The sequence below is a fragment of the Bradyrhizobium sp. LB8.2 genome, from assembly GCF_040548035.1.
GTDB lineage: Bacteria > Pseudomonadota > Alphaproteobacteria > Rhizobiales > Xanthobacteraceae > Bradyrhizobium.
The window spans coordinates 88,060-111,762 of sequence record NZ_JBEPQV010000026.1; the positions used below are offsets into that span (position 1 = coordinate 88,060).

17 protein-coding genes and 3 pseudogenes are annotated in these 23,703 nt (G+C 62.9%); 3 read left to right on the forward strand and 17 right to left on the reverse strand.

Features of this window, described 5'->3' with window-relative positions; genetic code table 11:
- Nucleotides 1-109: 109 nt before the first annotated feature.
- Nucleotides 110-1,285, reverse strand: coding sequence for a GAF domain-containing sensor histidine kinase (locus ABIB06_RS27385; RefSeq protein ID WP_354051010.1), 1,176 nt, complete (start codon nucleotides 1,283-1,285; stop codon nucleotides 110-112).
- A 144-nt stretch (nucleotides 1,286-1,429) separates the two neighbouring features.
- On the opposite strand from ABIB06_RS27385, the gene ABIB06_RS27390 reads away from it, so the two are divergent.
- Nucleotides 1,430-1,927 (forward strand): GNAT family N-acetyltransferase, encoded by a 498-nt coding sequence (locus ABIB06_RS27390; RefSeq protein ID WP_354051008.1) that lies wholly within the window; start codon nucleotides 1,430-1,432, stop codon nucleotides 1,925-1,927.
- A gap of 92 nt (nucleotides 1,928-2,019) precedes the next feature.
- Here the strand turns inward: ABIB06_RS27390 and ABIB06_RS27395 are convergent, their stop codons facing one another.
- The 5 genes from ABIB06_RS27395 to soxC all read right to left on the reverse strand — a co-directional run bounded on the left by ABIB06_RS27395 (nucleotide 2,020) and on the right by soxC (nucleotide 6,704).
- Nucleotides 2,020-3,681: a hypothetical protein gene (locus tag ABIB06_RS27395; RefSeq protein WP_354051006.1), complete on the reverse strand. Its 1,662-nt coding sequence runs from the start codon at nucleotides 3,679-3,681 to the stop codon at nucleotides 2,020-2,022.
- A gap of 381 nt (nucleotides 3,682-4,062) precedes the next feature.
- Nucleotides 4,063-4,386, reverse strand: a complete 324-nt coding sequence (locus ABIB06_RS27400) for a hypothetical protein (protein WP_354051004.1) — start codon at nucleotides 4,384-4,386, stop codon at nucleotides 4,063-4,065.
- A gap of 30 nt (nucleotides 4,387-4,416) precedes the next feature.
- On the reverse strand, nucleotides 4,417-4,887 hold the full coding sequence (locus tag ABIB06_RS27405) for a DUF302 domain-containing protein (protein ID WP_354051002.1): 471 nt from the start codon (nucleotides 4,885-4,887) through the stop codon (nucleotides 4,417-4,419).
- Between the two features lie 10 nt (nucleotides 4,888-4,897).
- Entirely contained in the window at nucleotides 4,898-5,446 is a 549-nt protein-coding gene (locus ABIB06_RS27410; RefSeq protein WP_354051001.1) for a c-type cytochrome, read from the reverse strand.
- Nucleotides 5,433-6,704 (reverse strand): sulfite dehydrogenase, encoded by a 1,272-nt coding sequence (soxC, locus tag ABIB06_RS27415; protein WP_354050999.1) that lies wholly within the window; start codon nucleotides 6,702-6,704, stop codon nucleotides 5,433-5,435. Before soxC ends, ABIB06_RS27410 begins: the two co-directional genes overlap by 14 nt.
- A 311-nt stretch (nucleotides 6,705-7,015) precedes the next feature.
- Between soxC and ABIB06_RS27420 the strand changes: the two genes are divergently transcribed.
- Entirely contained in the window at nucleotides 7,016-7,978 is a 963-nt protein-coding gene (locus ABIB06_RS27420; protein WP_354050997.1) for an AraC family transcriptional regulator, read from the forward strand.
- 98 nt (nucleotides 7,979-8,076) lie between these two features.
- Here the strand turns inward: ABIB06_RS27420 and ABIB06_RS27425 are convergent, their stop codons facing one another.
- From ABIB06_RS27425 to ABIB06_RS27440, 4 genes and pseudogenes are all read right to left on the reverse strand, one after another.
- On the reverse strand, nucleotides 8,077-8,304 hold the full coding sequence (locus ABIB06_RS27425) for a hypothetical protein (RefSeq protein ID WP_354050995.1): 228 nt from the start codon (nucleotides 8,302-8,304) through the stop codon (nucleotides 8,077-8,079).
- A gap of 19 nt (nucleotides 8,305-8,323) precedes the next feature.
- Nucleotides 8,324-9,442, reverse strand: a complete 1,119-nt coding sequence (locus ABIB06_RS27430; protein WP_354050993.1) for a DUF2336 domain-containing protein — start codon at nucleotides 9,440-9,442, stop codon at nucleotides 8,324-8,326.
- Between the two features lie 343 nt (nucleotides 9,443-9,785).
- On the reverse strand, nucleotides 9,786-13,415 hold the full coding sequence (locus tag ABIB06_RS27435; RefSeq protein WP_354069468.1) for an AsmA family protein: 3,630 nt from the start codon (nucleotides 13,413-13,415) through the stop codon (nucleotides 9,786-9,788).
- 139 nt (nucleotides 13,416-13,554) lie between these two features.
- A pseudogene (locus ABIB06_RS27440) lies at nucleotides 13,555-14,785 on the reverse strand (cytochrome P450).
- 129 nt (nucleotides 14,786-14,914) lie between these two features.
- Here ABIB06_RS27440 and ABIB06_RS27445 point away from each other — a divergent pair.
- Nucleotides 14,915-15,526 carry a TetR/AcrR family transcriptional regulator gene (locus tag ABIB06_RS27445; protein ID WP_354050989.1) on the forward strand — a complete coding sequence of 204 codons (612 nt, stop codon included), beginning with the start codon at nucleotides 14,915-14,917 and terminating at the stop codon, nucleotides 15,524-15,526.
- A 149-nt stretch (nucleotides 15,527-15,675) separates the two neighbouring features.
- Here the strand turns inward: ABIB06_RS27445 and ABIB06_RS27450 are convergent.
- From ABIB06_RS27450 to ABIB06_RS27480, 7 genes and pseudogenes are all read right to left on the reverse strand, one after another.
- Nucleotides 15,676-16,151, reverse strand: a pseudogene (locus ABIB06_RS27450) (HD-GYP domain-containing protein).
- Between the two features lie 156 nt (nucleotides 16,152-16,307).
- The gene (locus tag ABIB06_RS27455; RefSeq protein WP_354050987.1) at nucleotides 16,308-17,624 is read right to left on the reverse strand and encodes a glycoside hydrolase family 130 protein; all 1,317 of its coding nucleotides are present in this window, start codon (nucleotides 17,622-17,624) and stop codon (nucleotides 16,308-16,310) included.
- A 43-nt stretch (nucleotides 17,625-17,667) separates the two neighbouring features.
- On the reverse strand, nucleotides 17,668-19,944 hold the full coding sequence (locus ABIB06_RS27460; protein ID WP_354050985.1) for a glycosyltransferase family 4 protein: 2,277 nt from the start codon (nucleotides 19,942-19,944) through the stop codon (nucleotides 17,668-17,670).
- A complete protein-coding gene (locus tag ABIB06_RS27465; protein WP_354050983.1) occupies nucleotides 19,932-20,897 on the reverse strand; it encodes a class I mannose-6-phosphate isomerase in 966 nt (321 codons plus the stop codon). The genes ABIB06_RS27460 and ABIB06_RS27465 overlap by 13 nt, the downstream gene beginning before the upstream one ends.
- Nucleotides 20,898-21,554: 657 nt before the next feature.
- Nucleotides 21,555-21,779, reverse strand: coding sequence for a hypothetical protein (locus ABIB06_RS27470; RefSeq protein ID WP_247347624.1), 225 nt, complete (start codon nucleotides 21,777-21,779; stop codon nucleotides 21,555-21,557).
- A gap of 159 nt (nucleotides 21,780-21,938) precedes the next feature.
- Nucleotides 21,939-22,397: pseudogene (locus ABIB06_RS27475) on the reverse strand (EAL domain-containing protein); the annotation flags it as partial.
- 5 nt (nucleotides 22,398-22,402) lie between these two features.
- Nucleotides 22,403-23,695, reverse strand: coding sequence for an MFS transporter (locus ABIB06_RS27480; RefSeq protein WP_354051119.1), 1,293 nt, complete (start codon nucleotides 23,693-23,695; stop codon nucleotides 22,403-22,405).
- Nucleotides 23,696-23,703: the final 8 nt, after the last annotated feature.

Here is a 23,703-nt window from a genome sequence, read left to right on the forward strand (position 1 = left end):
CCAGCTGTTCGCCAGTTGCCCCGTCGGGCAAAACAGGAGCATGATGGCATGGTCCGAGAATTGGCGAGACGCTCCGTGACGGCAGGACACGCCGGCATAGCACGCCTTCTCAGCCGCTCGCCTGTGTCGCCGGGAACGACGCGGTGAACACCGTTTCATCCCGCAACGACGACGCGACGATCAACCCGCCATGGGCGCGCGCGATCTCCTGGGCAATGTACAGTCCGAGCCCAAGCCCTTTCTGGTTCGGCAGAACGTCGCCACGATCGAACGCAGTGAAAAGGCGCGGCATCGCCTCCGCCGGAATTGGCGCACCTTTGTTGACAATGCTGATGTCGAAGCCAACTCCGGTCGTTTGCGCCAGCACCCTGATCGGCTCGTTGGCCGCTCCATAGGAAATCGCGTTGCCGAGAAGATTGGACAGCATCTGACCTATGCGGCCGGCGTCGATCCTCACAGTCCCTGGAATGTTGATGACCGTTTCGATAACGCGATCCGGATGCACGTTCTCGAACTCTGCGACAATCTGCTTGATGACAGGCTCGAGTGCCTGTTCTCTCAGCTCGAGCTGCATCCCGGCACCGAGCCGCGTGCGGGCGAGGTCCATGACATTGTCGATCAGACCCGCCATCCGGGCGACGCTTCCTTGCAGAAGGTTGATCCAGTTCTGCCCCTCTTCATCGACCTTCTTGTTCAGAAGCCGCAGGCCGCCCTGGATCGCGGCAAGAGGGTTTCTGAGGTCGTGACCGAGCACGGCGATAAACTGCTCGCGCAGTTCGGCATTCTGTCGTTCCAGCGCCAGCCTGTTCTCGATCAGTTCGACGCGGTCGCCCGCGTCGAGGTGAGACGCGATCAGCTCGGCAAAAAGCTTGAACATCCCGATGACTTCGGGGGTCCGAAGCTTGCGCGGCTTCGGATCGATCGCGCAAAGAGTCCCGAAGAATGAACCGTCGGGAAGGATGATCGGCACGGAGATGTAGCTTTGGAAGCCATATTGCGCGGGCGTGTGATGCTTGAAGTACCCGGCATCCTCGCTGACATTCTCGATGACGACCGCCTCACGGCTCTGCCGGATCTCATGGCAGATCGTGGTCTCGACCTTGAGCTCGTCACCGGGTTTCAGCCCGAACGCAAGTTCGTCACGCGAGGCACAGGTGATCCACCTGTCCTCCGTGACGCGGGCAACGGCCGTAAATCCCATGCCGGTGGTCCGGCTGACCACGTCCAGGATGGTCGAGACCGCCGCGATTCCGCTGACCTTGGCTATGTCGCGCTCGAAATCCATTGCCGCTCCGCGTCGGAACATTCGCCCCGGGGCGACCGTCACCCCAACCAAAGCGCGTCCTTGCAACATTGAAAGCACTGCCAGCCAGGTTATTCCACATCAATGTTGCTCGACGCCCCACCATGGAAGCGGCTATCTGTTCCTATGGAACATTTCAGCACGGGGAGACTGACCGCCGAGAGGCTTCGTGAAGATCACCTGGCCGACCTCGTCGCATTGCATCTCGATGCCGAGGTATCCCGATATCTCGGCGGCGTGCGCCCGGCGGAGACGACCAGGACCTATCTCGGCGCCAACATGGCGCATTGGGACCGGCACGGTTTTGGGCTCTGGGTGCTGCGAACCAAAGACGGGGCATTCGCCGGACGGGCGGGCATCCGGCACATTCTGGTGGATGATATCGACGAGACCGAGATTGCCTACGCATTCAAGCGCGAATTCTGGGGCCGTGGACTTGCAAGCGAGACCGCGATCGCGCTGACGGATATTGGACTGTTACACCACGAGCTGCCGTCCCTCATCGGCCTGGTCTATGTCGGCAATGGCGCATCGTGCCGCGTGCTGGAGAAGTCCAACTATCTCCTCGAGCGAAGCACAATCCGGCACGGCGAAGACGTCGTGATCTACCGCATCCGGCGGTGAGACCCGGCCTGGAGATCACTCGGTGCGCAGTCGGACAACCGATTGAGGCAGAGACGCGAGAAACGCGCCGCTATGACCGAACCCGTCCAGGATCAAGCTGGCTTATGAGCCAGCACCGTTCCGATCCGCTCCTTTTTAAGCGCAAACTGTGCCGCCAATGCGAGGCCGAATGCCAAACAAAACGTCGTACCGGCCGCAATGAAGCGCAGCTTATTGGTTTCCCAGATCGCACCCTCCTGTGCCACCAGCGACAGCAAGGGCGGAAGAAGCAAAAACACATTGGTTGCCGCAAAGCCGAAGCAATTGAACAGTCGCCACGCTACCGTTCGTAGGGAATTATCGATGTCCGGCAAATCGGAGCAGCTCTGCCTGTCGAGATAGTACGAAATATAAACGGTCACGAGCGCGGGCCCGAGCCCCCACCGCAACATCGCATAGTAAAGACTGACAACAGACATTTCCCGCAGATTCCCCTCTCCAAAGTAATGGACGGCCACCGTCAGACCGGCGGGCCCTACGACCAGCGCGACCAGAAAACTCCAGCAATAGGTGGTGAGGTGCGACGGATCTGAATGGCTTCCCAGCGAAGAAATCGCAAATCGAAGCAAAAGAACGACGACGATCGCCAATCCATAATTGCAAAGTGAATACATGACCCATGCCATCGAGCGATTAGGGTCTTGCGCCAAAACAATACCCTTGCCTTGCAGCACGTCATAAACGACGGCCGAAATGGCCACGCCCAGATAGACGGAACAGATCAGTGCAATAATATAGACAATCCAGTACCGTAAGGGATTGTCGTGAACAGGAGCATCAATTTCGATGCCGAATTTGTTGGCCTCATTGCGCAGGTCAATTCGAGAGCCGTTGCGGTAGATCAGGTAGCACGCAACAAGACGGGCAAATCGATTGTAGAGCTCTTTGATCAATTGCGTGGCCTGGGGCGCAGCGAGGCCCGTTAGCACGCCGGCCTTCCACTGGCTCATTGTCGGCGACGTCAGCTGAAAGTCTGCCATGAGCTTGTCGAAACCAAAGCTGTCCTCGGTAAAGAAGGTGGCGTCATCGCCAGCTTCGTGCCCCTGCGTCAGCCACCATTTCATGTAGCAAATTTCCGCCCACATTCGATCCGGGGTATTGGGATCCTTGCGGAAGTCCTGATCCACGATCTCCGGCGAATTCGCAACGACTTCCGAGACCGCATTCTCTGGCACGCGCAGCGAAAAGCGGATTTGCGCCATGATCTGCTTCGCGAGTTGAGGCACGCTGATCCAACTCTGGATCACGTCGCGGACCATCAGCAGGACGTTCCACTGAGCCTCCTTTGTAAGGAGGAACAAATACACGGCCCCCATTGCGGCGATCACGGTCAGGTAGGGCGCAGACTGACCTTTCGCAGCCTGTATGACGGCGTCCGGAATCGCAGGGACCAATGGCGCCAAGGCAATGACGTCCCGGTTCTCATGGATGAGAAGAAGGAAAAAGCAGCATGAGAATATGACAAAGATGAAACCGCCCAATCGATACTGCTGTCGGGTCGTCATGTATCTCGGGAAAGTCGGTACTTCGGCAATGGTCACGGCACGGCCAAAGGCTTGCCAAGCCAATCGGGCCGCCACGACCAAACCCAACAAGGTGATGGACCAGCGCACCAACGAAGGAAGGAGTTCGGACGCGGTGTCGCCGAACTGATCGGCGGAGGCTTGTGTCGATACCAATATGGAAATGACAATTCCCAACACGATGCTAGCCATTGCCAGAACTCCCTCTTGAGCGAGATAGTTCGAACGGGCCGCTCTACGCGGAATTTGAGCAAACCGTAAATCCGGCGCGTCGGCGTGTGTGTGAACTAATTCACATCCTCTGGGAGTTTTTGTGCAACTCTCTCGGGCGAGAGGCACAATGCCTTGTCCGCAAGACCCCGACATCTCAACCAGGCGAGCCGGAAACGAAATCCGGTGCGGCCGGGATTGCCGTCACCTCGGCGGAGCGCTGATCTCCGTCGGCATGACAGCGGCCTGCCTGAATGGCGAAGCCAACGTCTTCGAGATCAATTCGAATGATGATTGGTACAGTTTGTCAGCCGGCTATTCCAATGTTGCAGGCACGCGATCCCTTGTCCTGCGCTCGGCCCGTTAGCGCGGGCCGCCGTGTCCATCCTCCGGATCGCTCTCCGGCTCGCGGATCAGCACCGCGGGTTCGTCATAGCCTTTGCGGCTGCTGTAAAACACCAGCGCCATCAGGCCGATGCCGACGACCAGCGAGAACACGACGCCGAGCACCAGCGCAACATAGCCCGACGCCGGCACGCCGTTATCGGTGCTGGTCCAGCCGAGATAGCCGAGAACGCACGCGGCGACGAGCAACGCGCACAGCACCGCGATGACCAACCATCTCGCGAGCTTGCCCTCTCGCGGGCTGGACGTCTCGGTTGCCGGTTGCTCATTGGTGCTGTTCATGGAGCTCTCCTCAAGCATGGCCGCATTATGTTACGGCGCAGTGGCCCTGGTCGCAATCGCATGCAGGGCCGCCGTCATCGCGGCAACCGCAGCCTTGGCCGGCTCGCCGGCGCCGTGACGCCCAGCGAGATAGGCCGGATCGTTGTAGGACAGCCAGGTCGCACCTCGCTCGTCCTGCCAGACCAGTGCCTTCAGCGGAAGGTCGATGCCAGCGGTCTGCGCCTGCTGCATCAACGGCGTGCCGCCCTTGGCGTTGCCGAAGATCAGCAGATCGGTCGGGCGCAATGTCAGCCCGACAGCGGCAGCGCCCGCGGCGTGATCGACATGGGCAAACACCGCGAGGCCTCTGGCTTTCACCTCTGTCTCGAGACGCTTCATGGTGTCTTCCGGTCCAAAACTGCTCTTGATGGTGATGAGTCCGTCTGCGGCCATTGCTTGTGTCTCCGATAGACATGACGCTGCGATCAACGTGAGGATTTTGATCAACGCCAAAAGCCTCATGATCAGCCGCTCACTTCTTGCGGAATAGTTTCGCCGGGTCGAATTCCGGCTCCGGAATGAAGCCATCCCGATTGGGCATTTTGATCTTCGGCAGGCTTTCCTTGTCGACCTTGCCGTCCGCTGGAATGATGCCGTTGAGGCTCAGGATGTAAGCGGTGACGGCATAGGTCTCGTCGGTGCTGAGCGAGCCCGGCGTCGGATACGGCATGGCGCGATGGATGTAGTCGAACAAGGTCGTCGCATAGGGCCAGAAGCTGCCGACCGTCTTGACCGGCATGTTGGAGGTGAGCGTGCCCTGTCCGCCAGCGAGGCGATCCTTGATGCCGCCCTGGCCATTGTCGCCATGACAGGCCGCACAATTGTCGGCGAATATCTGCTTGCCTTGCGCCACCGCGCCGCTGCCGTCCGGAAGCCCCTTGCCGTCAGGTCCGACATCGATGTCCCACAGCTTGATCTCCTCCGGCGTCGCTGGACGGCCGAAATCGAACCCGAGCGCGGGTGCCGCGAGCAAGCCCAGGGTGAGCGCGACTACGAGAAACTGCTTGCTATGCGAGGACATTGCGGACCCTCCCGGCCTCGTCGATGCTCCAGGTCTGCTGGGCGTTGTAATGAAACAGCGCGTTAGTCCCCATCGCGGCGATGAAGGACTGCCGGTCCGGTTGAACATTGCCCTGGTCGTCAGTCGAACGGCTCACGATCTTGGTCGGTTTGCCGTCCCACGCCCAATCCATCTGGAATCGGACCTGGGCCTTGGACAACACCGGTTGGCTCAATTGCGCGGGCGTCCACGTCTTCGCGCCATCGGTCGAGATTTCGACCTCGGCGATCTTGCCATGGCCGCTCCATGCAAGACCCGAGATGCGATTGTAACCCGGCTGGATCTGCATCATCCCCGAGGGGTGCGTGATGACGGAGTTGGTCTCCATCCTCAGCTGAAACTGCCTCGCCTTACCGTTCGCGAGCAGCTGTGTGTAACGCGCCGTCTCCCAACGCGTCATCCACGGTTCGTTGCCGAACTTGAGCCGGCGCAGCCATTTGATGTTGAGGTTGCCCTCGAAGCCCGGCATCACCAGCCGCATCGGAAAGCCATGCGCGGGCCGCAACGGCTCCCCGTTCTGCCCGTAGGCGACGAAGGCCTCGTTCACGATCTCTTCGGTGAGCGGGATGCTGCGGTCGACGCCCGCGCCGTCGCCGCCCTCCGCGAGCATCCAGTTCGAGCTCTTGTCCTTGGCTACGAGATCGATCAGGAATTTGAGCGGCACGCCGGTCCATTCATTGGTGCTGACGAGGCCATGCGTGTTCTGCACCGTCACATCGGGATCGGCCTTTTTCCAGTTTTCCCATCCGTTGCCGGTGCATTCGATGAAAACGATCCGCGTGACCGACGGCATCCGCTTGAGATCGTCGACGCTGAAGACCAGCGGCTTCCGAATCATGCCGTGGATGAGAAGCCGGTGCTGCGCAGGGTCGATATCGGGGACGCCGGAATGGCTGCGTTCGTAATGCAAATCGGTTGGCGTGATGTTTCCGACCAGCTTCTGATGTGGCGTCTTGGAGTTGATGGCATCGCCCGGGTCGATGTTGCGCTTGCCCGGCGTGGACTCGGGGATGCGATCGAGCTTGGCGAACCGGGACCGCTCGCTGTGAGCGCTCAGATCGGCGCCGGGCCCGCGATCGGGGACATCGGCCAACGTTTCGGCGCCAGCGGCTTCGGTCGCAACCGCACCCGCGATGCCGGCCGACAGGCCTGTCACGAAGCCGCGACGCGAAACGTTCGCGGCGCGCGGCAACAACTCGATTGGCGTCCTGGACGTCATGCGATCTCCCCTTGGTAGACGTGCGTTTTGGAAATCCCGGCCGCTCTCGTGTTGCGATATTTGCCGAACGCCGCGAAGATTGCTCGTTAGGTAGTGTTAGAAGCCATGAGCACCAGCTCATTCGCTCGAAGATTGCCAGCATTCCTATCTTGCCGACGCGGCGAGGACCTGGTGGCGATCATTATTCCGATCGAGCAAGGCCATGTTATTTCCCGCGAATGACTTGACGCGCGTAGGTTAGATGCGCTTTGCCGCTCCGTGGAATGGCCGGGCGGCTCGGAGTCATGTCCGGGCGGATCAAGGGGTGACGGATGTCGGAGGCGGACGCAGCGGACTTGTTGAAAGCGATGGTGCCGCTATTCAGAATCCGCCCTGTGTTCGAGGATTCCTGCAGATTTGGTGGCAGCTGGGAGTCGTTACACGCGCCGAACGGCAAGGGATGGGCGCAATTCCACATGGTCACGCGCGGCTCCTGCACGGTCGAGAGGCCTGGCCTGGGCTCGCAGCGGCTCGAAGCGGGTGACATCCTCCTCCTGCCGCATGGCGACAGTCACGCGGTCCGAAGCCAGATCGGAGGCGCTGTCGGGCAGATATCGACCGAGGTCAAAAACGGCGTCCGCCAGCGAGCGACGATCGACGCTGACGCCGATACCGAACTCCTGTGTGGCCGGTTCCTGTTCGAAACGTCGGACAGGAACCCCCTGATCGCAGCTCTTCCCGACGAAATCATTGTCCGCACGGCGGGCGAACCGCTCCTGGAAAGGTTTCGGCACCTGTTCATCGACATTCGTGACGAGCTGGATGCAGGAAGGGTTGGCTCGGAGGTGGTCGCGGCCGACCTCGCGAGGGCACTGTTCGTCATGATCCTCCGCGACCATCTCGCCGACGATGCTTCCGGGGATAGTACGGTGTCGCTCTTGCGGGACCGCATAACGGCTCGTGTCGTGTCGGCGATCCTCGACGATCTCGCCCGGGACTGGACGCTCGACGAGATGGCGGCGGTCGCGATCTCCTCGCGCGCGAGTTTGGTGCGCGCCTTTCGGAAGCGCGCAGGCATTGCTCCAATGACGTTCCTCGCCGATTTGAGATTGACGATCGCGCGCCAACGGTTGGCCGGCACCTCTGATCCGATTGCGAAAATCGCGGGCGAGGTCGGCTATGCATCCGAAGGCGCGCTGAGCAAAGCCATCATGCGCAGATACGGCATGCGGCCCGGCGCAATGAGAATGGCGCAGCCGGGCGAAGCGCGATCCGTCACGGCGAGGACTTCATGATCGACTCGAGAGAGGCTGCCTGACGCTCAGCCGGACAACCGGCTGAAGCTGCCTGCCGCGAGCAGCGCTGCAATCACGAATTCCGCGACACCGGCGTCTTACCTGAAATACCCCAGCACGAGATCGACATCCGCGCTGCCGGCGACCGTGCCGTTCAGCTCGGCGTCGATGACGCGGCGGCAGGCATCGATCGCGGCGTGGTCGCCGAGGTCGTTGGCGGCTTCCAGCACGAGCCAGGCGGCGTCGACCGAGGCCTGGTCCGATGCTCCGCCGGCATCGACGTTGAGGTTCTTCTTGCGAACGGCGGTGCCGAATTGAGGTAACATTGCAGATACTCCCTCTCGCTCAGTGCACCTGGAGCTCGGGCTGACGGCCCGCTTCGGCGCCGGCGCTGTTCTTGCGCGACTGATAGCACTTCAAAACGCTGCGTGATGTCTCGATCTTGAGCTTGCCGAAATCGCGTTCGCTATCGTGGAGCTCACGCGCCGTGATCAGATGATCCTTGGCGCCGAGGAACAGCAGCGACATGGTCGTGTCCCAGGAGAAGTCGAGCGCCTTGCACAGCACCAGGATCATCTCGCGGTTGCGGTCCATCATCGCACGCTCGATCACGTCGACCGGCAGCGACGACAACAGTGACAGGCCGATCTGCACCTCGTCAAGCCGGTGCTGGCGCGCGTAGTTCGATATCGAGTCCTGATTGAGGTTGCCCTGCCGGTACTGCGTCGTCACCACGCGCTTGGCGACGAAATAGCTGCGCGAGGACGGACCGAACTTGGACTGCAGGTCGCCGGTGACCCCTGTCACCGAGCTCTGGATCTGCGCCATCATCTCGGGCCGCTCGGTCTCGAGCCGGTGGCGGACGTCTTCCGACGCCTTCGAGATCAGCTGCTGGAAGATGTGGCGCGGCACGTCCTTGCGCAGGCCAAGCTGCTCGGCAAGAATCGAATCGCCCTCGGCGCGGCGGACCATGTGGAGCAGGCCCGAACCGGAGAAGCGCGCGCCCTCGTTCCTGGCAACCGACGTCACGACCGCCTGGTCGCCGCGCTTGACCAGCACGTCGGTGACGGCCTCGCCGATCGATTTGCGCTGGGCGATCGCGAGCAGGTGCGACTGGCCTTTGGTCATGGCGCTCTCGACCAGCATCTTCTCGTCGATGCGCGTGGAGTCGCGCAGCACGGGACCGGCGACGGCGATCTCGTCGTCGAGGGCGAGCTTCTCGATGACGTTGAGCGGGGCGTGATCGCACGCCGACATCAACTCCGAGAGCTGCACGCGCGCGGCGACCTCGATCTCGTCGGCGAGCCGGCCGATCACCTCGCCGAACGTGCTGATCTCGTCGTCGCTGTAGCGGCCGGTGATCAGAATGTCGGTCGCATGCCACAACGCCTTCGCCCGGCTTTCGTCGGAGCCGCGCGCGATCGCGTCGTCCAGATCCTGCAGAAGTGTTGTCGCCCCGTTCATCTCGATATCCCCAGTTCTTGGCGAACCGTCCCGCCTGTGCTGGCGCGACGCCGAATTCCTCTGGGAGCCAAACTAGGGAACAAACGCGCAAATCCGGTAAAATCGGCAGAGCAGTTTTGCCGAGCAAAATTCATTAAAATGCGAGGGAATAGGCTAACCTCGGGGCATCAGCGAAAGTGCGCTCCCTCTCCCGCTTGCGGGAGAGGGTTGGGGTGAGGGTGTCTCAACAAAGAGAGCCTCACAGTGGAGAGAGCCCCCACCCGCGCCTTCGGCGCGACCTCCCCCGCAAGCGGGAGAGGTTAAGGGCGCCCGCGGCTCGATCTCGCCAGACCAACTTCGCTCGTTACGGATTCGACGGGGTCAGAACCAGCGGCGGCTTTGGCCTGGGCTTTGCGGGCGGCGGGCCCGGGGCCGGCCTCACGTCGATCGGCGGAGGCAACGGTGCGATCTGCTGGCTTGCAAGCGGCGGGCTCGGCGCTGCGGGAGCTGCCTGCGGCGCCTTCGGCGTCGGCGTGACCCTGATTTCGAGCTTGGGCTTCGGCGGCGATGCACGGCGCGGATCGCGGCCGGGCATCGGTACATCCAGCAGCGGCGGCTCCGGCGCCGGATCTGGCGAGACCAGCGTCGGCAGCGCGGCGGTTGCCGGCGGCGGCTCGCCGCGCTCGATCGCGTCCAGCCGCCGCGTCTCGCGGTCGATCATGCGCACCGCCAGCCACGACGACAGCGGCCCGAGATCGACGGTGCGGCTGAGCCTGTCCGGGGGACCTGCAGCGAACAGCTGAATCTCCGGCGGAGCGCCGGACAGCCCGGTCATGATCGGCGTCAGGCTGGCGCGGATGTCGGCCTGGTCGGCGGGGATGTCGTAGCCGCCGGAGACGATGGCACGCGCGTTCTTCGCCTCTAACGACGTGGCACCGACGCGCAGGCGTCCGTCGCGGATCGTGAACGGGAACTGCGCCGAGGCCACTGCAATCGGGCCTGCCGACAGCGCGGGCTCGACCAGCTGCCGCAATCGATTGTCGTCGGCAACCTGCCCGCCATCGCTGGCCCGGATGGCAATCTCGAAGGCGCGGGGATTGAGGCCGGCGATCTCGGCGGACTCGAGCGTCACTGTGCCGTTGCCGGCGAGCGCGCCGGTCAAGGCCGAGACGCTGCGGCCCTGGCTGGTCAGCGCCATCTGCGCCGAGGCACGTCCCTTCGGCAGCGCGAGGTCGCGATAGCGCAGCACCGCCGCATCGACATTGCCGAGCTCGATACGCGCGTTCAACGTCAGACCATTGGCGCCATTGCGCGCATCCAGGTTCGCCGATATCTCGCCGCCGCCGATGCCGCCCTTGAGCGCATCGAGCGCGAGCGACTGACCGTCGCTCCGGATCGTACCGCCGAAGGGGCGCAGCTCGATGCCGCCGGGCAATGTGCCGTGCAAGGCCTGGAAGGCGATGCGGCCGCGCCAGCCGCCGAGAAGCCCCGCACTCAAGGGATCGCCGCCATCGTGTCCGGCCGCGCCGATGGCCATCGCGAGCGCGGGCACGAGGTCGAGCGTGTCCAGCCCGACTTCGCCATCGACGCTCTTCTCCTGATCGAGCGTCACCGCCAGATGACCGCGCAGATGCGAGCCGACCGCGCTGCTGTCGAGATCGTCGAAGGTCAGCCGGCTGCCGGAGAAGCCGACGCGCGAGGACAGGTTGACGGTCTGGACCGATTTATCGGCCGGGCTGGTCCCGAACAGCGGGGCCAGATTGGCATTGCGCACGCGCAAATTCACGCTGCCTTTCGGCTCCGACAATTCGACGCTGCCTTGTGCGTCCGCGTCCAGCCCGCCGCCGCTGAGCTTTGCGTTCAATTGCAGCTGATGGCGCCACGCGCCGCTCAAGCGGCCTTCGAACCGGGAAGCGCCCTCGCCTGCAGCCACTACGCGATCGAGCCCGAGCAAGCCCAGCAATGCACCGGCCTGCGGTGTCGAGACTTTCGTGTCCAGCGTAAAGTCGCTGTTGCGCAAGCGGTCGATATCGATGCCGTTGACGGCCGCTACGGGCATTTGCGCGGCCAGCGTCGCGGTGGCCTTGAGCTGCGGCGCGTCGAGGTCGAGTACGACGCGCGCGTCGTTGCGATCGGCATGCTCGGCATTCTTGTCGAGGCTGAGGTCGAGCTTCAGGCGGGTCGCGCCGGGCAATGACGGGATGGCGTCGAAGCGCGCGCGCACCGAAGGCGCAAACGGCTCGAGCAGCGCCGTGAGCTCGCGCAGCGAATTGGCGGAGGATTTCAGCGCGAACTTGCCCGTGGCCTTGGCGCGGTCGAAGCTGCCGCTCGCTTCCGTGGTCACACCGCTGGCCTGGCCGAACCGCAACTGCTCCAGCGACAGCGCCGCCGGACCGTAGCCGAGCTTCGCAGCAAACGGCCGCAACTCCTGGCCCGCCGAGATCGCGCGGCCGATATCGAGCGAGAGCTTCGCTTCCTCCGGCCATTCTCCTTGCGGCCCCGCGAGCGCGCGCACAAAACTTGCGGCGGAATCGAGGTCGAGGCGGTCGGCCTTGAGATCGGCATCGATCCGCGAGCCCTTGCTCGCGCCGGTCTGAGCGAAGGCGATACGGCCTTCGACCGCGCCGCCCTCGATCTCGGCCTTCAGCCTGTCGATGGCGAAATGGTTGGCGGCGATGGTCACGTCGCCGGCAAGGCGCAGCGGCCGCGTGCTGCGGCGGTTGACCTCGCTGCGGCCCTGGAGCCAGGCCACCAGCGTATCGGGATCGGAGGAATCGACGCTGAGACGGCCGCTGAAGCTGTCGGCGCCGGGCGTCGCGCCGTTGAGCGAGAGCTGCGTCATGCCCGGCGCGCGCAGCTCAAGCCGCTGGAAGGTCCAGGACCTTCCGTCGGTCTGAAGCTCGGCCGTGATGTTCTGGAGCGGACGGCCGCCGAGCATGATCTGGTCGGAGTTGAACTCGACCTGCGTCGGGATCGGCGCCTGCGGGATTGCGGCTAGCCCTGCGCGGAGCGCCGGGAGGATGCGCTGCGGCTCGTTAGCGTCCTTCGCCGTGAGCTTGTCGGCATCGACCTGGCGCGCCGACAGCACCGCACGCAGCAGCGGCGAAGCGCCGAACTTGATATCGCCGACGCCGCCGAGCTTCAACGCGGTGTCTTCGGGGCCGAAGCTGGCATCGACCTGCTCGAACTTGGCGCCGGCCGGATCGGCCTTGAGTTTTGTCGTGAGCTTCCAGGGCATCGGCCCCGCTTCGCCCGGCTTCTTCGCCGCGGGTACGGCGAGCGTCAGCGCACCGTCGAATTTCGGAAGGCGATTGTCGAAGGCGAGCACGCCTTCGAGATCGGCCAGGATGGCGCGCTCGCCGGGATCGATGTTGAGGTGAAGGCGGGTGGCGTTGCCGTCGGCGCTCGGGCCGGAGGAGACGCGGAACGGATAGCGCACCCCGGTGGCGGTGAAACTGCCGTCGCCGCGGACCGAGCCGGCCAGCGAGCGCACGTCGCCGGAGAAGGTGATGTCGCTCAGCTCCAGCGTCGAACGGCTGGCGGCATCATGTAGGGCGATGCGGCCGGTGAGGTTCAGCCGCTCGATCGCCAGCGAGGCCAGATTGAAGCTGCCGCTCGCGACCGATGGCAAATCGACCCGCCCGCGCGCGTCGAGGCCGAGATCGACCGCCATGCCGTTGACCGTAAGCTCGGTGGCGCGCCATTCACCGCGCATCAGGGAGCTCAGGCTGAACTCGACGTCGAGCTTGTCGGCGCGCAGGCGGCCGAGATCGTTGTTGCCGCCGAAGGTGACCGCGCGCAGCCGCAGCGTCGGCGCCGGCAGGAGCCGCGCGTCGAGCTCGCCCGCCACCCGCACCGGAACGCCGATGGTCCGGCCAGCCTCCGCCTCGAACTGGGGCCTGAACTGGTTCCAGTCGACGAAGTAAGGCCCGATCAGAGCGGCCAGCAGCGCTAGAATAAAGGCAATCGCCAATCCGAGCAGCGTCGTCTGCACGGGTCTCCCCTCGGCCAAACCGGATGCGGGCCTTGCCTGAGCCTTAGGGCCTCAGACGTACCGGAACAGCCCCTTATATAGGGGGAAGTGTGGCGAAGTCACAGCGACTGTTGCGCGCGGAGGTTAACGCCGGCAGCTATCACCAGCTCGCGGGCAGCCGCTTCAGGCCGCGCAGCACGAAGGTGGGCCGCCATTCCGGATTGTCGACGTCGTCGATGCGCAGATCCGGCAGCCGCCGCAGCAGCGTGGCGATGGCGATCTCGGCCTCGATGCGCGCCAATTGGGCCCCCAGGCAGAAATGGATGCCGCCGCCGAACGACAGCGGCCTCACATTCTGGCGGGTGACGTCGAGCCGGTCGGGGCGGTCAGGATAGACCGCCGGGTCGCGGTTGGCCGAGCCCAGCAGGCAGAGCACGGTCTCGCCCTTGGGGATCCTCGCGCCGCCGAGATCATCAATATCCTCCAGCGCGACCCGCCCGGTCATCTGCACCGAGGAATCGTAGCGCAAAAATTCCTCGATCGCGCCCACCATCAGTTCCGGCCGTGCCTTCAGGAGCGCGAGCTGATCCGGATTGCGATGCAGCGCAAGCAGGCCGTTGCCGATCAGATTGACCGTGGTCTCGTGGCCGGCGCCAAACAACAGGATGATGTTGGCGGTCAGTTCCTCGTTGGTGAGCTTGTTTGCCGTCTTCCTCGGCCTGCACCAGCTGCGTGATGAGATCGTCGCCGGGGTTGCGGCGGCGCAGCTCGAACAGCTGCTGGAAATACATCTGCGCCATCATGTTGCCGGCGTTGCCTTTCGCGATCTCCTCCGGCGAGAGCGGCACGGGGTCGAGCAGCCGTCCGCCGTCGCGCGAGCTGCTATAGAAAGTCTCGCGATGATCCTCGGGGATGCCGAGCATGTCGCAGATGATGGTGACAGGCAGGCGGAAGGCGAAGTCCTCGATCAGGTCCATGTGGCCGCGGTCGATCACGGCATCGATGGTCTGGTCGACGATCTCCTGGATGCGCGGCCGCATGTCCTCGACGCGGCGGGCGGTGAAGGCCTTCACGACGAGGCCGCGCAGGCGGGTGTGGTCGGGCGGATCGGCCTGCAGCATCCAGTGACTCATGCTGCGGAAGACCGGCTCCTCCATGATCTTCTCGCTATAGCGGCGCCTGGAACGCTCGACGAAATCCTTGCCGAAGCGCTTGTCGCGCATCACGAGGCTGACATCGGCATGGCGGCTGGCGACGAACTGGCCAAAGGGCGTCACGTGGATCGGAAAGATCGCGCGGAGCCGGTCATAATGCGGATAGGGATCGCGGATGAAGTCCGGCGACAGCGGATTGAACAGCGGACCGCCGGCGCCTTGCACGTGCTCGTTCATGGTGACCTCATATCGGTTGCCGCATGAATCGAATACGCCGGGCAGCCCCTCTTGCGCAGCGTAAGCATACCCGAATTATAAACTCGATACATTGTTGTATCGAGTTGCATTCTGCCCTAAACTGCTCCGATGTCAAGAGTGAGAACCAGGCCGACCAGGGATGACACGCGCGACAGGCTGTTCGAGGCGGCCGCCCGCATGTTCGAGCAAGACGGCATCGGCGGCGCCAGCATCGAGGCGATCGCGGCGGCCGCCGGCTTCACCCGGGGAGCGTTCTATTCCAATTTCAAAAGCAAGGACGAGCTGATCATCGCCATGCTCGAGGATCATGTCGAGCAGTCGATCCGGCGCAACATGGACATCCTCGCGCAGCACGACAATCTCGACGATTTCATCGCGGCGCTGAAGACGATGGATCGCACAAGGCAGGATCCGCTCGGCCGTTCGCCGCTGCTGCACATGGAGATGATCCTGTTCGTCGCGCGCGCCGAGAAGCGCCGGCCTGAACTTGCCAAGCGCCTGCGCGCGCGGCGCAAGCTGGTCGCCGATATCGTCGAGGCCACGTTGAAGAGCAACGCGAAGGGCGACAAGCTGAACCCGCCATGGATAGCCTCCGTCGTGCTGGCCCTGGAAGACGGCTTTCGCCTGCACCGCCTGATCGATCCGGAGACAACGCCGCCCGACAGCTTCTTGCGCGCGATCACGGATTTGCGGCGCAGGACGGGATTGGCCTCGGATTAGGACGAGCTTCAGAACTCTGTCGAGCTTTCACGCGCGATCGGCCTTGTGAAACGGATCAACCGCCGCTCAGGCGTGCGGCTGACACGGGTCACGATCGCATCCCACTGCCGCTTCTCGGCGGAAGCCCAATGACAGCGTCGGAACGCTCGTTAAGCCGCAAGCGTCTCGTCGACGCGTCCGAGCGCTCGACGAAGAGCTGCAAAGCAGTCCGGGTCGATTTGGGTGCCGATCATCTCCGCCATGATCGCAAGAGCTTTCGTGACCGGCATCGCAGCGCGATACGGCCGGTCTGCGGTGAGCACGTCGAAGATATCTCCGGTCGTGATGATTCGGATGTCCAGGCAGATCTGGTCTCCCGCGAGGCCACGAGGATAGCCTTTGCCGTCCAGCCGCTCATGATGCGCGCCGGCGATCGGGGCGAGTTCGCCAAACGCGCCGATACGGACAGAATTGCTTCCGAATGCGCGGAATGCATGCGCATGACATCCCATTCGGCTTCGTCCAGCTTGCCGGGCTTGTCGAAGATGGCGTTGCTGACGCCGAGCTTGCCGATGTCGTGCAGCAGCGCGGCACGCTTGAGCCAGCGTCGCCGCTCGGCAGTGAACTCCAGCTGCTCCGCGATCATATCGGTAAAGAGCGTCACGCGCTCGCTGTGCCCGTGGGTGTAGAGAGACCCCTGGAGACGACCATTGTTTGCGAGCGATCCAGCCGAAGGTCGCGCCCTCCGCCGACCGCTTCACCGTCTTTTCAATCTCACCGGCCGGATGAATTTCGAGAACGGTCAGCGCAGTTCCAATGCGCTGCTGTCCATGGCCGCGATCAAGGATGCGATCTCGATTGTCGCGAAATTGCAGAAGCTGTCGGAGACCGCATAGGGGAAGATGATCTTGTCGCGATGGCGCATCGCGCCGCAGGTATAGACGACGTTTGGAACATATCCTTCGCGTTCGGAAGGGTCTGGGCGCAATAGCGGCTCGCGCAGGCGGCCGAGCACCTTCGAAGGGTCCTTTTTGTCCAGCAGCGCGGCCCCGATCGAATATTTTCGCAAAGGGCCGACGCCGTGCGTCAGCAGCAGCCACCCTCCGTCGAGTTCGATCGGTGACCCGCAATTGCCGATCTGCACAAATTCCCAGGGGTATCGAGGCTTCAGAATCGGCTGGCCGCCATCCCACGTATGGAGATCGTCGGAAAAGATCAGATAGAGGTTTTCGTTGTCCTGGCGCGCGATCATCGCATATCTGCCCCCGATCTTGCGCGGGAATAACGCCATGCCCTTGTTGCGCGCGGCATTGCCCTTCAAGGTCGATAGCCGGAACGATACAAAATCGGACGTCTCGATCAGTTCCGACCGGATCGCCCGTCCGCTATAGGCGGTGTAGGTCGCGTAGTAGATCTTCTGTCCGGCGTTGCTGAATTGCACAAAGCGGGCATCCTCGATCCCGTTCGACTGCGCTTCGGTGACCGGAAAAATCACCCGCTCGCTCAGATCTTCCCCAGCCGCGAACGTAACGTCAATCTCGTCGCCGCCGGCGCCCGATGTCAGCCTGACGAGATCGGGGCTGGATGCAAGACGCCCCGTCGGGTCGATGGTCACGGCCCCGTCTGCCGCAATAAGCCCCGACCGAAATGTCAGGGAAGACACATGACCCTCGCCAACGGCACGAAGACTTAGGATGAAGCGGAGGCTGCCGTCCGGCGTTCCGGACTGATCGGGATGTGGCACGATACTCGGATTGAACAATGCCGAGGCCTCGAACGAATATTCGTTGAGAAAATAGGCGCCGGCGAGTTGGCGCTGGACCTTCGTGAATACGGCATGGTCGGCCAGCGCCTGTTCCATTTCCGCGGCGCGCGCCTCGAAGATCTGCAACAGGTTGCGGTGACGGCCGAGGAAGTTCTCCAGAACGTCGGCCAATTGCCGGTCGGCCGTCTCGGGATCGAGCGCGAGAACCCGTTCGACGATATGGTTGGCGCGGGTCTTGTCCGTCGGATTGAGGTCGCGCGGCTCTGTCGCCGGCTTGAATGGCCGAACGATGACACGGGTCGGGTCCGGCCGCAGCTGAAGGGCTTGGCGTTTGAGGAAGGGAGATTGCGACAAAACGGCCTCGATTGGTTGAAAGAGAAAATCGTCATCGGCGCCGTCAAGCGACCAGAGGAGCAGGCTTGGCCCGGCTTTCGCTGAGGCGGGCAATCTGCCGAATCTCGGAAAGGCCAAGCAGATACGACACCACGGATTCCCCGCCCCGATTCTCATTAGGACGATCGGGGTGCAGGCCATCCCGGCAGCTTCCGGTTTCCAAATCGACCAGCGAGGCCGACAAATCGTTACTGCCCAGAAACCACGCGAATACTCGTGCGGCTTCGGCTTTCCACTCGACATCGTGATCGGCCCGCCACGCGGCGAGGCACGCCGCGATGGTCGCCGCGGCTTCCAGCGGCTGCTGGTCGAAGGCTTGCGGCGGTCGGCGTCGATCACCGAATCCCGCCGTGCCGATCGGGCGGAATTGGCCCTTCGCTGAGGTTTGCCGCTTCACAAGCCAGCGCAGCGACTCCAGCCCGATATTGACATAGCGCGATGTCTTGCTTGCCAAGCCGGTAATGATGAGCGCCTGGGACAAGCGGGCGTTATCGTAGGCCAACCCGTCCTCGAACCAGACCCAATCGCCGGTTGCCACGGTATCGAAGATCAAAATCAACCGATCGGCAAGCACGGCACGCAGGCGGGTCGCCTGGAAATCGTCCGGAACAGCCGAGCAGTAAGCATCGAGGCCCAACAATACGAACGCCCACGCACGGGGCGAACGAAAACTTTCCACCGTCACCATCGCTTCGGAAAACAGCGCCGCGGCCCATGAGCGCCGCGACGGGCTGGCATCGGTAAGCGCGCAGACGCCCAAGGCCCAAAGCGTGCGTCCGTGGCTATCCTCCGACCCCCTGTCCTCCAACCAGCAGCGGTTGAAGCCCATGAAATTGCGAAACCGCCGTGTATCCGGATTCCAGGCGTGCTGGACGAAGGCGGCAAATCGCGCCGTCAGGGCTTCCGGCAGCCGCTCTTCGCCCGGATTGTTGAGCGCACAGGCCACGAGCAGCGCCCGGGCGTTGTCGTCGACGCAATAGCCGTGGGCACGATCCGGCACGCTATGAACGGCATGCTGAAACAGTCCGGTGTCGTCGCACATCGACAGGAAATGGCCGAGCTGCATTTCCGGCGGGGCGCGGCTGTCGCGCAGCAGCGTACCAGTATCCGTGCGCGCAATGGTCTTGAGCCGATGCCGGCGGCCCGCGTTCTCGAATACCGACATATAGCGTTCGGCGGTTCTTTCCCACGTCATCGCGCGGCTGCTCGAATAGGCGCGCTTGCGCATCGCCTGCCGAAGCACGTCGTTGGTGAGCAGCTTGGCGATTTCGATGCCAAGCGCTGCCGCATCGCCAAACGGAACCAGGATGCCGCGGCCATCGGCTAATAGTTCGCGGGCATGCCAATACGGAGTTGAAACCACGGCTTTACCGAGGCCAAAACTATAGGCAAGCGTGCCCGACGTCATCTGGGCTTCACTGAGGTACGGCGTTACGTAGACGTCGGACATCGAGATGAAATCGAGCAGCGTTTTCTTGTCGACGAACTGATCGAGGAACACCACGTGATCCTCGACTCCAGCCCGGCGCGCGTGCGCCATCAGGGCCTCACGATAGGCTTCGCCCCGATCTCGCACGAGGTTGGGATGCGTCGCACCGAGCACGACGTAAACGGCGTCGGGTCGGGTCTTCAGAATAGAAGGCATCGCATCGATCATGACTTCGATACCCTTGTTCGGCGACAGCAATCCGAACGTCAGGATGACCGACTTGTTGCTGAATCCGAGCGCAGCCTTGGCCGCGTCGGGTTCGACAAACGCGAACTCCGGGATGCCGTGCGGGATGATTTCGATCTTCTCGTCAGCCACGTGATAGACGGAGCGCAACAATTCCCGACCTTTTTCAGCCATCACGACGACCTTGGACGAGGACTCGACGATGCGTGCGATGACATCGCGCTGAGCCTCTGTCGGCTCGGACAAGACCGTATGCAGGGTTGTCACGATCGGTATGGTCAGGCGCGACAAGAGCGCCATGATCTGACCTCCGGCTTCGCCGCCGAAAATGCCGAATTCATGTTGCAACGAAACGGCCTCGAAGCCGCCGCTGTTCAGATAAGCGGCCGCACGGACATAATCATCTTGCCGGTCGTCGTTGATCTCCAGGCTCACGGTGGCAGGATAATCGTAGACTTGGCCGTGATCGGTCATCGCGACGATGACGGTTTCCAGATCGCCCCGGGACGCCGCAATGGCGCTCTGCAAGTCGGTGGTGAAGGTCGCAATGCCGCAGCGGCGGGGAAGCGAATTCCCGATGAATGCGATACGATTTACGGTAGCCAATTTGGCGTCTCCGATTGTTTGAGCGCGGCGGTCTCGAAGGGGGTCGGGACCAGGGCGCTGGGAAAAGCGTGCGGTACGCGACTGGCGCTCGCGGCGCTGCGCTCTATTAACGCGGCAGGGTTTGCCTTCGGGCCGGGATAGGCCAGTAGCGCTTTCAACCCGTTCGCACCTACCTCGATTTCCGCATGGTCGGCTTCCAGGAAAAACGCGTCCCCCGGCGCGAGCCTCGTCGGGCCGAGTTGGGCGTGACCTTCGATCGCCAGCAGCCAAGTCTCTTTCGGTGCGTCGAGCATCCAAACGGAGCCTGGAGCAAGGTCAGTTTGCTCCAGCGCAAAATAAGAATTGACGGTGAGGACCGTTCGCGCGCCGCTCAGACGTTCAGAAGGCAATTGGATTTTGCGAGGGCCTGCCGTTGCCACCGCGACGGCATTGTCGATGTGCAGTTGGCGCTCTCGTCCATAGTCGAACAGCCGGAACGTGGCGTCGCTGTGCTGCTGGATTTCGACGAGCACGATGCCAGCGCCGATCGCATGAATGGTTCCAGCAGGAATGAAAATGACGTCGCCTGGATGAACCGGCTGCCAATGCACGATATCGGCGATCGAGCCGTCAGTGACCGCGGTTCGCAACTCGGCGGCAGAGCGCGGATAGTTCAGTCCCACCGCGACCTGCGCACCGGGGACCGCGGAGACGATGTACCAGGCTTCGGTCTTGCCGTTGGCAAGCCCGATCGAGTGCGCGAACGCATCATCCGGATGAACTTGAATCGATAGCGGCTCAGTGGTGAAGAGCATTTTGAGCAGCAACGCGGTCTTCGGCGCAGCAAGACCCGGGCGCTCAAACCACAATTCCCCGATCGGGCCGTCGCCGGTCGACGCCTGGCTCCAGGGACGCAGATCGAGGCTGCCCCAGGGCTTCGGCCTGGCTCGCACGATGGCATGTTCGATCGTCAAGCGGGCCTCCCAAAGGCTGTGGCATCAGTCGGTGACCGTGCGTGCCGGGCGCGGGCCGGTCCAGGGCGGGAGCGCATCCCATTCAGCCCTTCGCATGCGGCGTTCTTCATCGCCGACCTTGACGAAGACAAACGGGGCGTCGTCCTGCCCGGTCTTCGATCCAGTGAATGTGGCTGGACGACCGTTAGAGTCTCGGACAGCTGCTGTATTTGCCAAGTAACCTCCTGACCGATCTGCGTGCGAGATCGCTGCCGCAGATCAATCAAAAATGGATTCCCGATGCATGAGGCCGACACAGCGGCCGGCAAAACAAGGAAATCGGGCAACGGCACCGCGGGTACCAGCCACTTCAGGAGATTTGTATTTTGGGGTATCAGACATCCGACCGCCTTCGTGGTTGAGGCGGGAGCGCAATGCTCTCAGTCACCGATAACTACCTGGGGCGGGCGGTGATCTCAAGCATATAGGAACGTCGTCACCCAATAGCGAGACGAGAGCATCAATCAGATCGGCTTTATTAGCTGTATCTTTGTGTTGGCATTGCTCTATGGTCACACGACCTGACGTCTGAGTTGACGGGGCAATTGCTCGATTCCAATCCTGGCCGGCTGATCCCCCTTTTCGGAAGGGTTTTCGGCTATCGGATGCTGCATGGTTTCAACGGATCATTTCCGGCAAGAGATTCGATCCCGGCTCGAATTGGCGAGCACGCAAGGCCGGCAGAACCTGACTATCGAATGTGGCGAGCTTTACCGGTCCGTGAGCAAGCTGCCCCTTTTGAATCGATTGATGATCTTCTGCTGCAATGCCATGCGCGCCGAAATGGCCTTGACCGATCATTTGATTTTCGATGACAGGAACGCAAGCTTGCTGACCGTTCACTATGCATTGCCACGTCAATGCCGACCAAAATCAAACCAGGTACGATCGAAGTAACGCGTTTCACGGCGAGCTGCCCTTGTCCGCGGACATGGCACGCATTCGGGATGCAAGCCTTCGGGATGCAAGCCTTCGGGATAATTGGCGCCGAGAGTACACGCCCTACGCCGACCGCTTCACCGCAGCCGCGTCAACCGGCTTGACATCAAGCCTGCCCAGCGTCGCCCGCGCCTGCTCGGCACAGTGCTCGATCAGCCAGCGCTCGAAGGCTACAGGCGCGAGCGCGGGTGCGTAGAGGAAGCCTTGCACGACGTCGCAGCCGAGTTCGGCCAGCACCTTGCGCTGCGCCTCGGTCTCGACGCCTTCGGCGACGACGGTCATGCCGAGGCCCTGGCCGACGCGCACCACGGCGGTGGCGATTGCGAGGGCGCCCGCGTCGCGCTCGATGTCGCGCATAAAACTGCGGTCGATCTTCAGCTCGCGGATCGGCAGATGCGCGAGCCGGCTGAGGCTGGAATAGCCGGTGCCGAAATCGTCCACCGAAAGCCCGACGCCGAGCTCCCGGATCGCGTTCATCGTCTCGAGCGCGGCGACGCTGTCCAGCATGAACGCGCCACGTGTGGAACCTATTCAGCGCCGGTTCCCGCCTGAAGCTTGCCGGCCACCGCGCGTACCTTGCGCGGCGCGGCCTGCCAGATCGAGAGCGCCGACAATCCGCTCACGATGATGGCGATGCCGAAGGCAAGCGTGTAGTCGCCGGCCCGATCATAGAGCAAGCCGGTGACCCAGGGTCCGGCCGCGCCGCCGGCCAATGCCGCCAGCATGATCGTGCCGAAGACGCTGCCCTGGTGCTTGCCCTGAAAAATCTCGAACACCACTGCGCCCATGATCGAGGTGAGGCCGTAGCCGAGCGCGCCTTGCGTGAACACCATGAGATAGACCAGCCATAAGGACGGCTGGAATTTCAGTGCCATCAGCGCCGCGAAAGAGATCGCAAAGCCCGCGCAGCTGATCGCCCACACCCATTCCCGCCCGATCCGATCGGAGACATGGCCGAGCAGGATCTGGCCGGGAATGCCAAGCAGGCTGACGATGCCGAGTGCCCACACCGCGACATTCGAACTGAAGCCGATGTCGAGCAGGAATTTGGTCTGGTGCACCTGCACCGCATACCAGATGTAAAGGCCGCAGAAATAGCCGAGCGCGATCCACCAGAACCGCGCAGTAGCGACGGCGCGCCGAAGCGTCCACTCGGTACCAACCCAGACGGGATCGACAATGTTGGAGACGGGCTTTGCGGTACCCGCGGCCGGGGCGGCATCGCCGTCCGGCCGGAGGCCGATATCGTCGGGGCGCCTGTGCAGGAACAGATTGATCGGTGCCAGCACGATCAGGATCATCAGACCCATCGCGGTACAGGCGGTGCGCCAGCCGGTCTGCTCGATCATGTGCTGCACCCATGGCAGCAGCGTCACCGAGCCGATGCCGACGCCGGCGAAGGCGATACCGATCGCGAAGCCGCGCTTGCGGATGAACCAGTTCGGCAGGAACAGCGATTGTCCGGAATAGCCGAGACACACCGAGCCGGCCCCGACCATGACGCCGATGGTCACGTAGAGATGCCAGGGTTGGCTCGTGAGCGGCGCAAGCAGCAGCCCGCCGCCCATCAGAACCACGCCGAGCTCCATCACCGCACGCGGGCCGGCGCGATCCATCAGCCGGCCGATCAGCGGGCTGACCATGCCCGACACCACGAAGCCGAAGGAGAAGGCGCCTGCGGTGACGCCGCGCTCCCAGCCAAATTCGGAGATGATGGGAGGAAAGAACAACGAAAAGGCTGTGCGCGCGTTGACGCCGATGGCCATGGTGACGAAGGTCACCGCGACCACGACCCAGCCGTAGAAGAACGGAAGCCGCATTGTGTGTT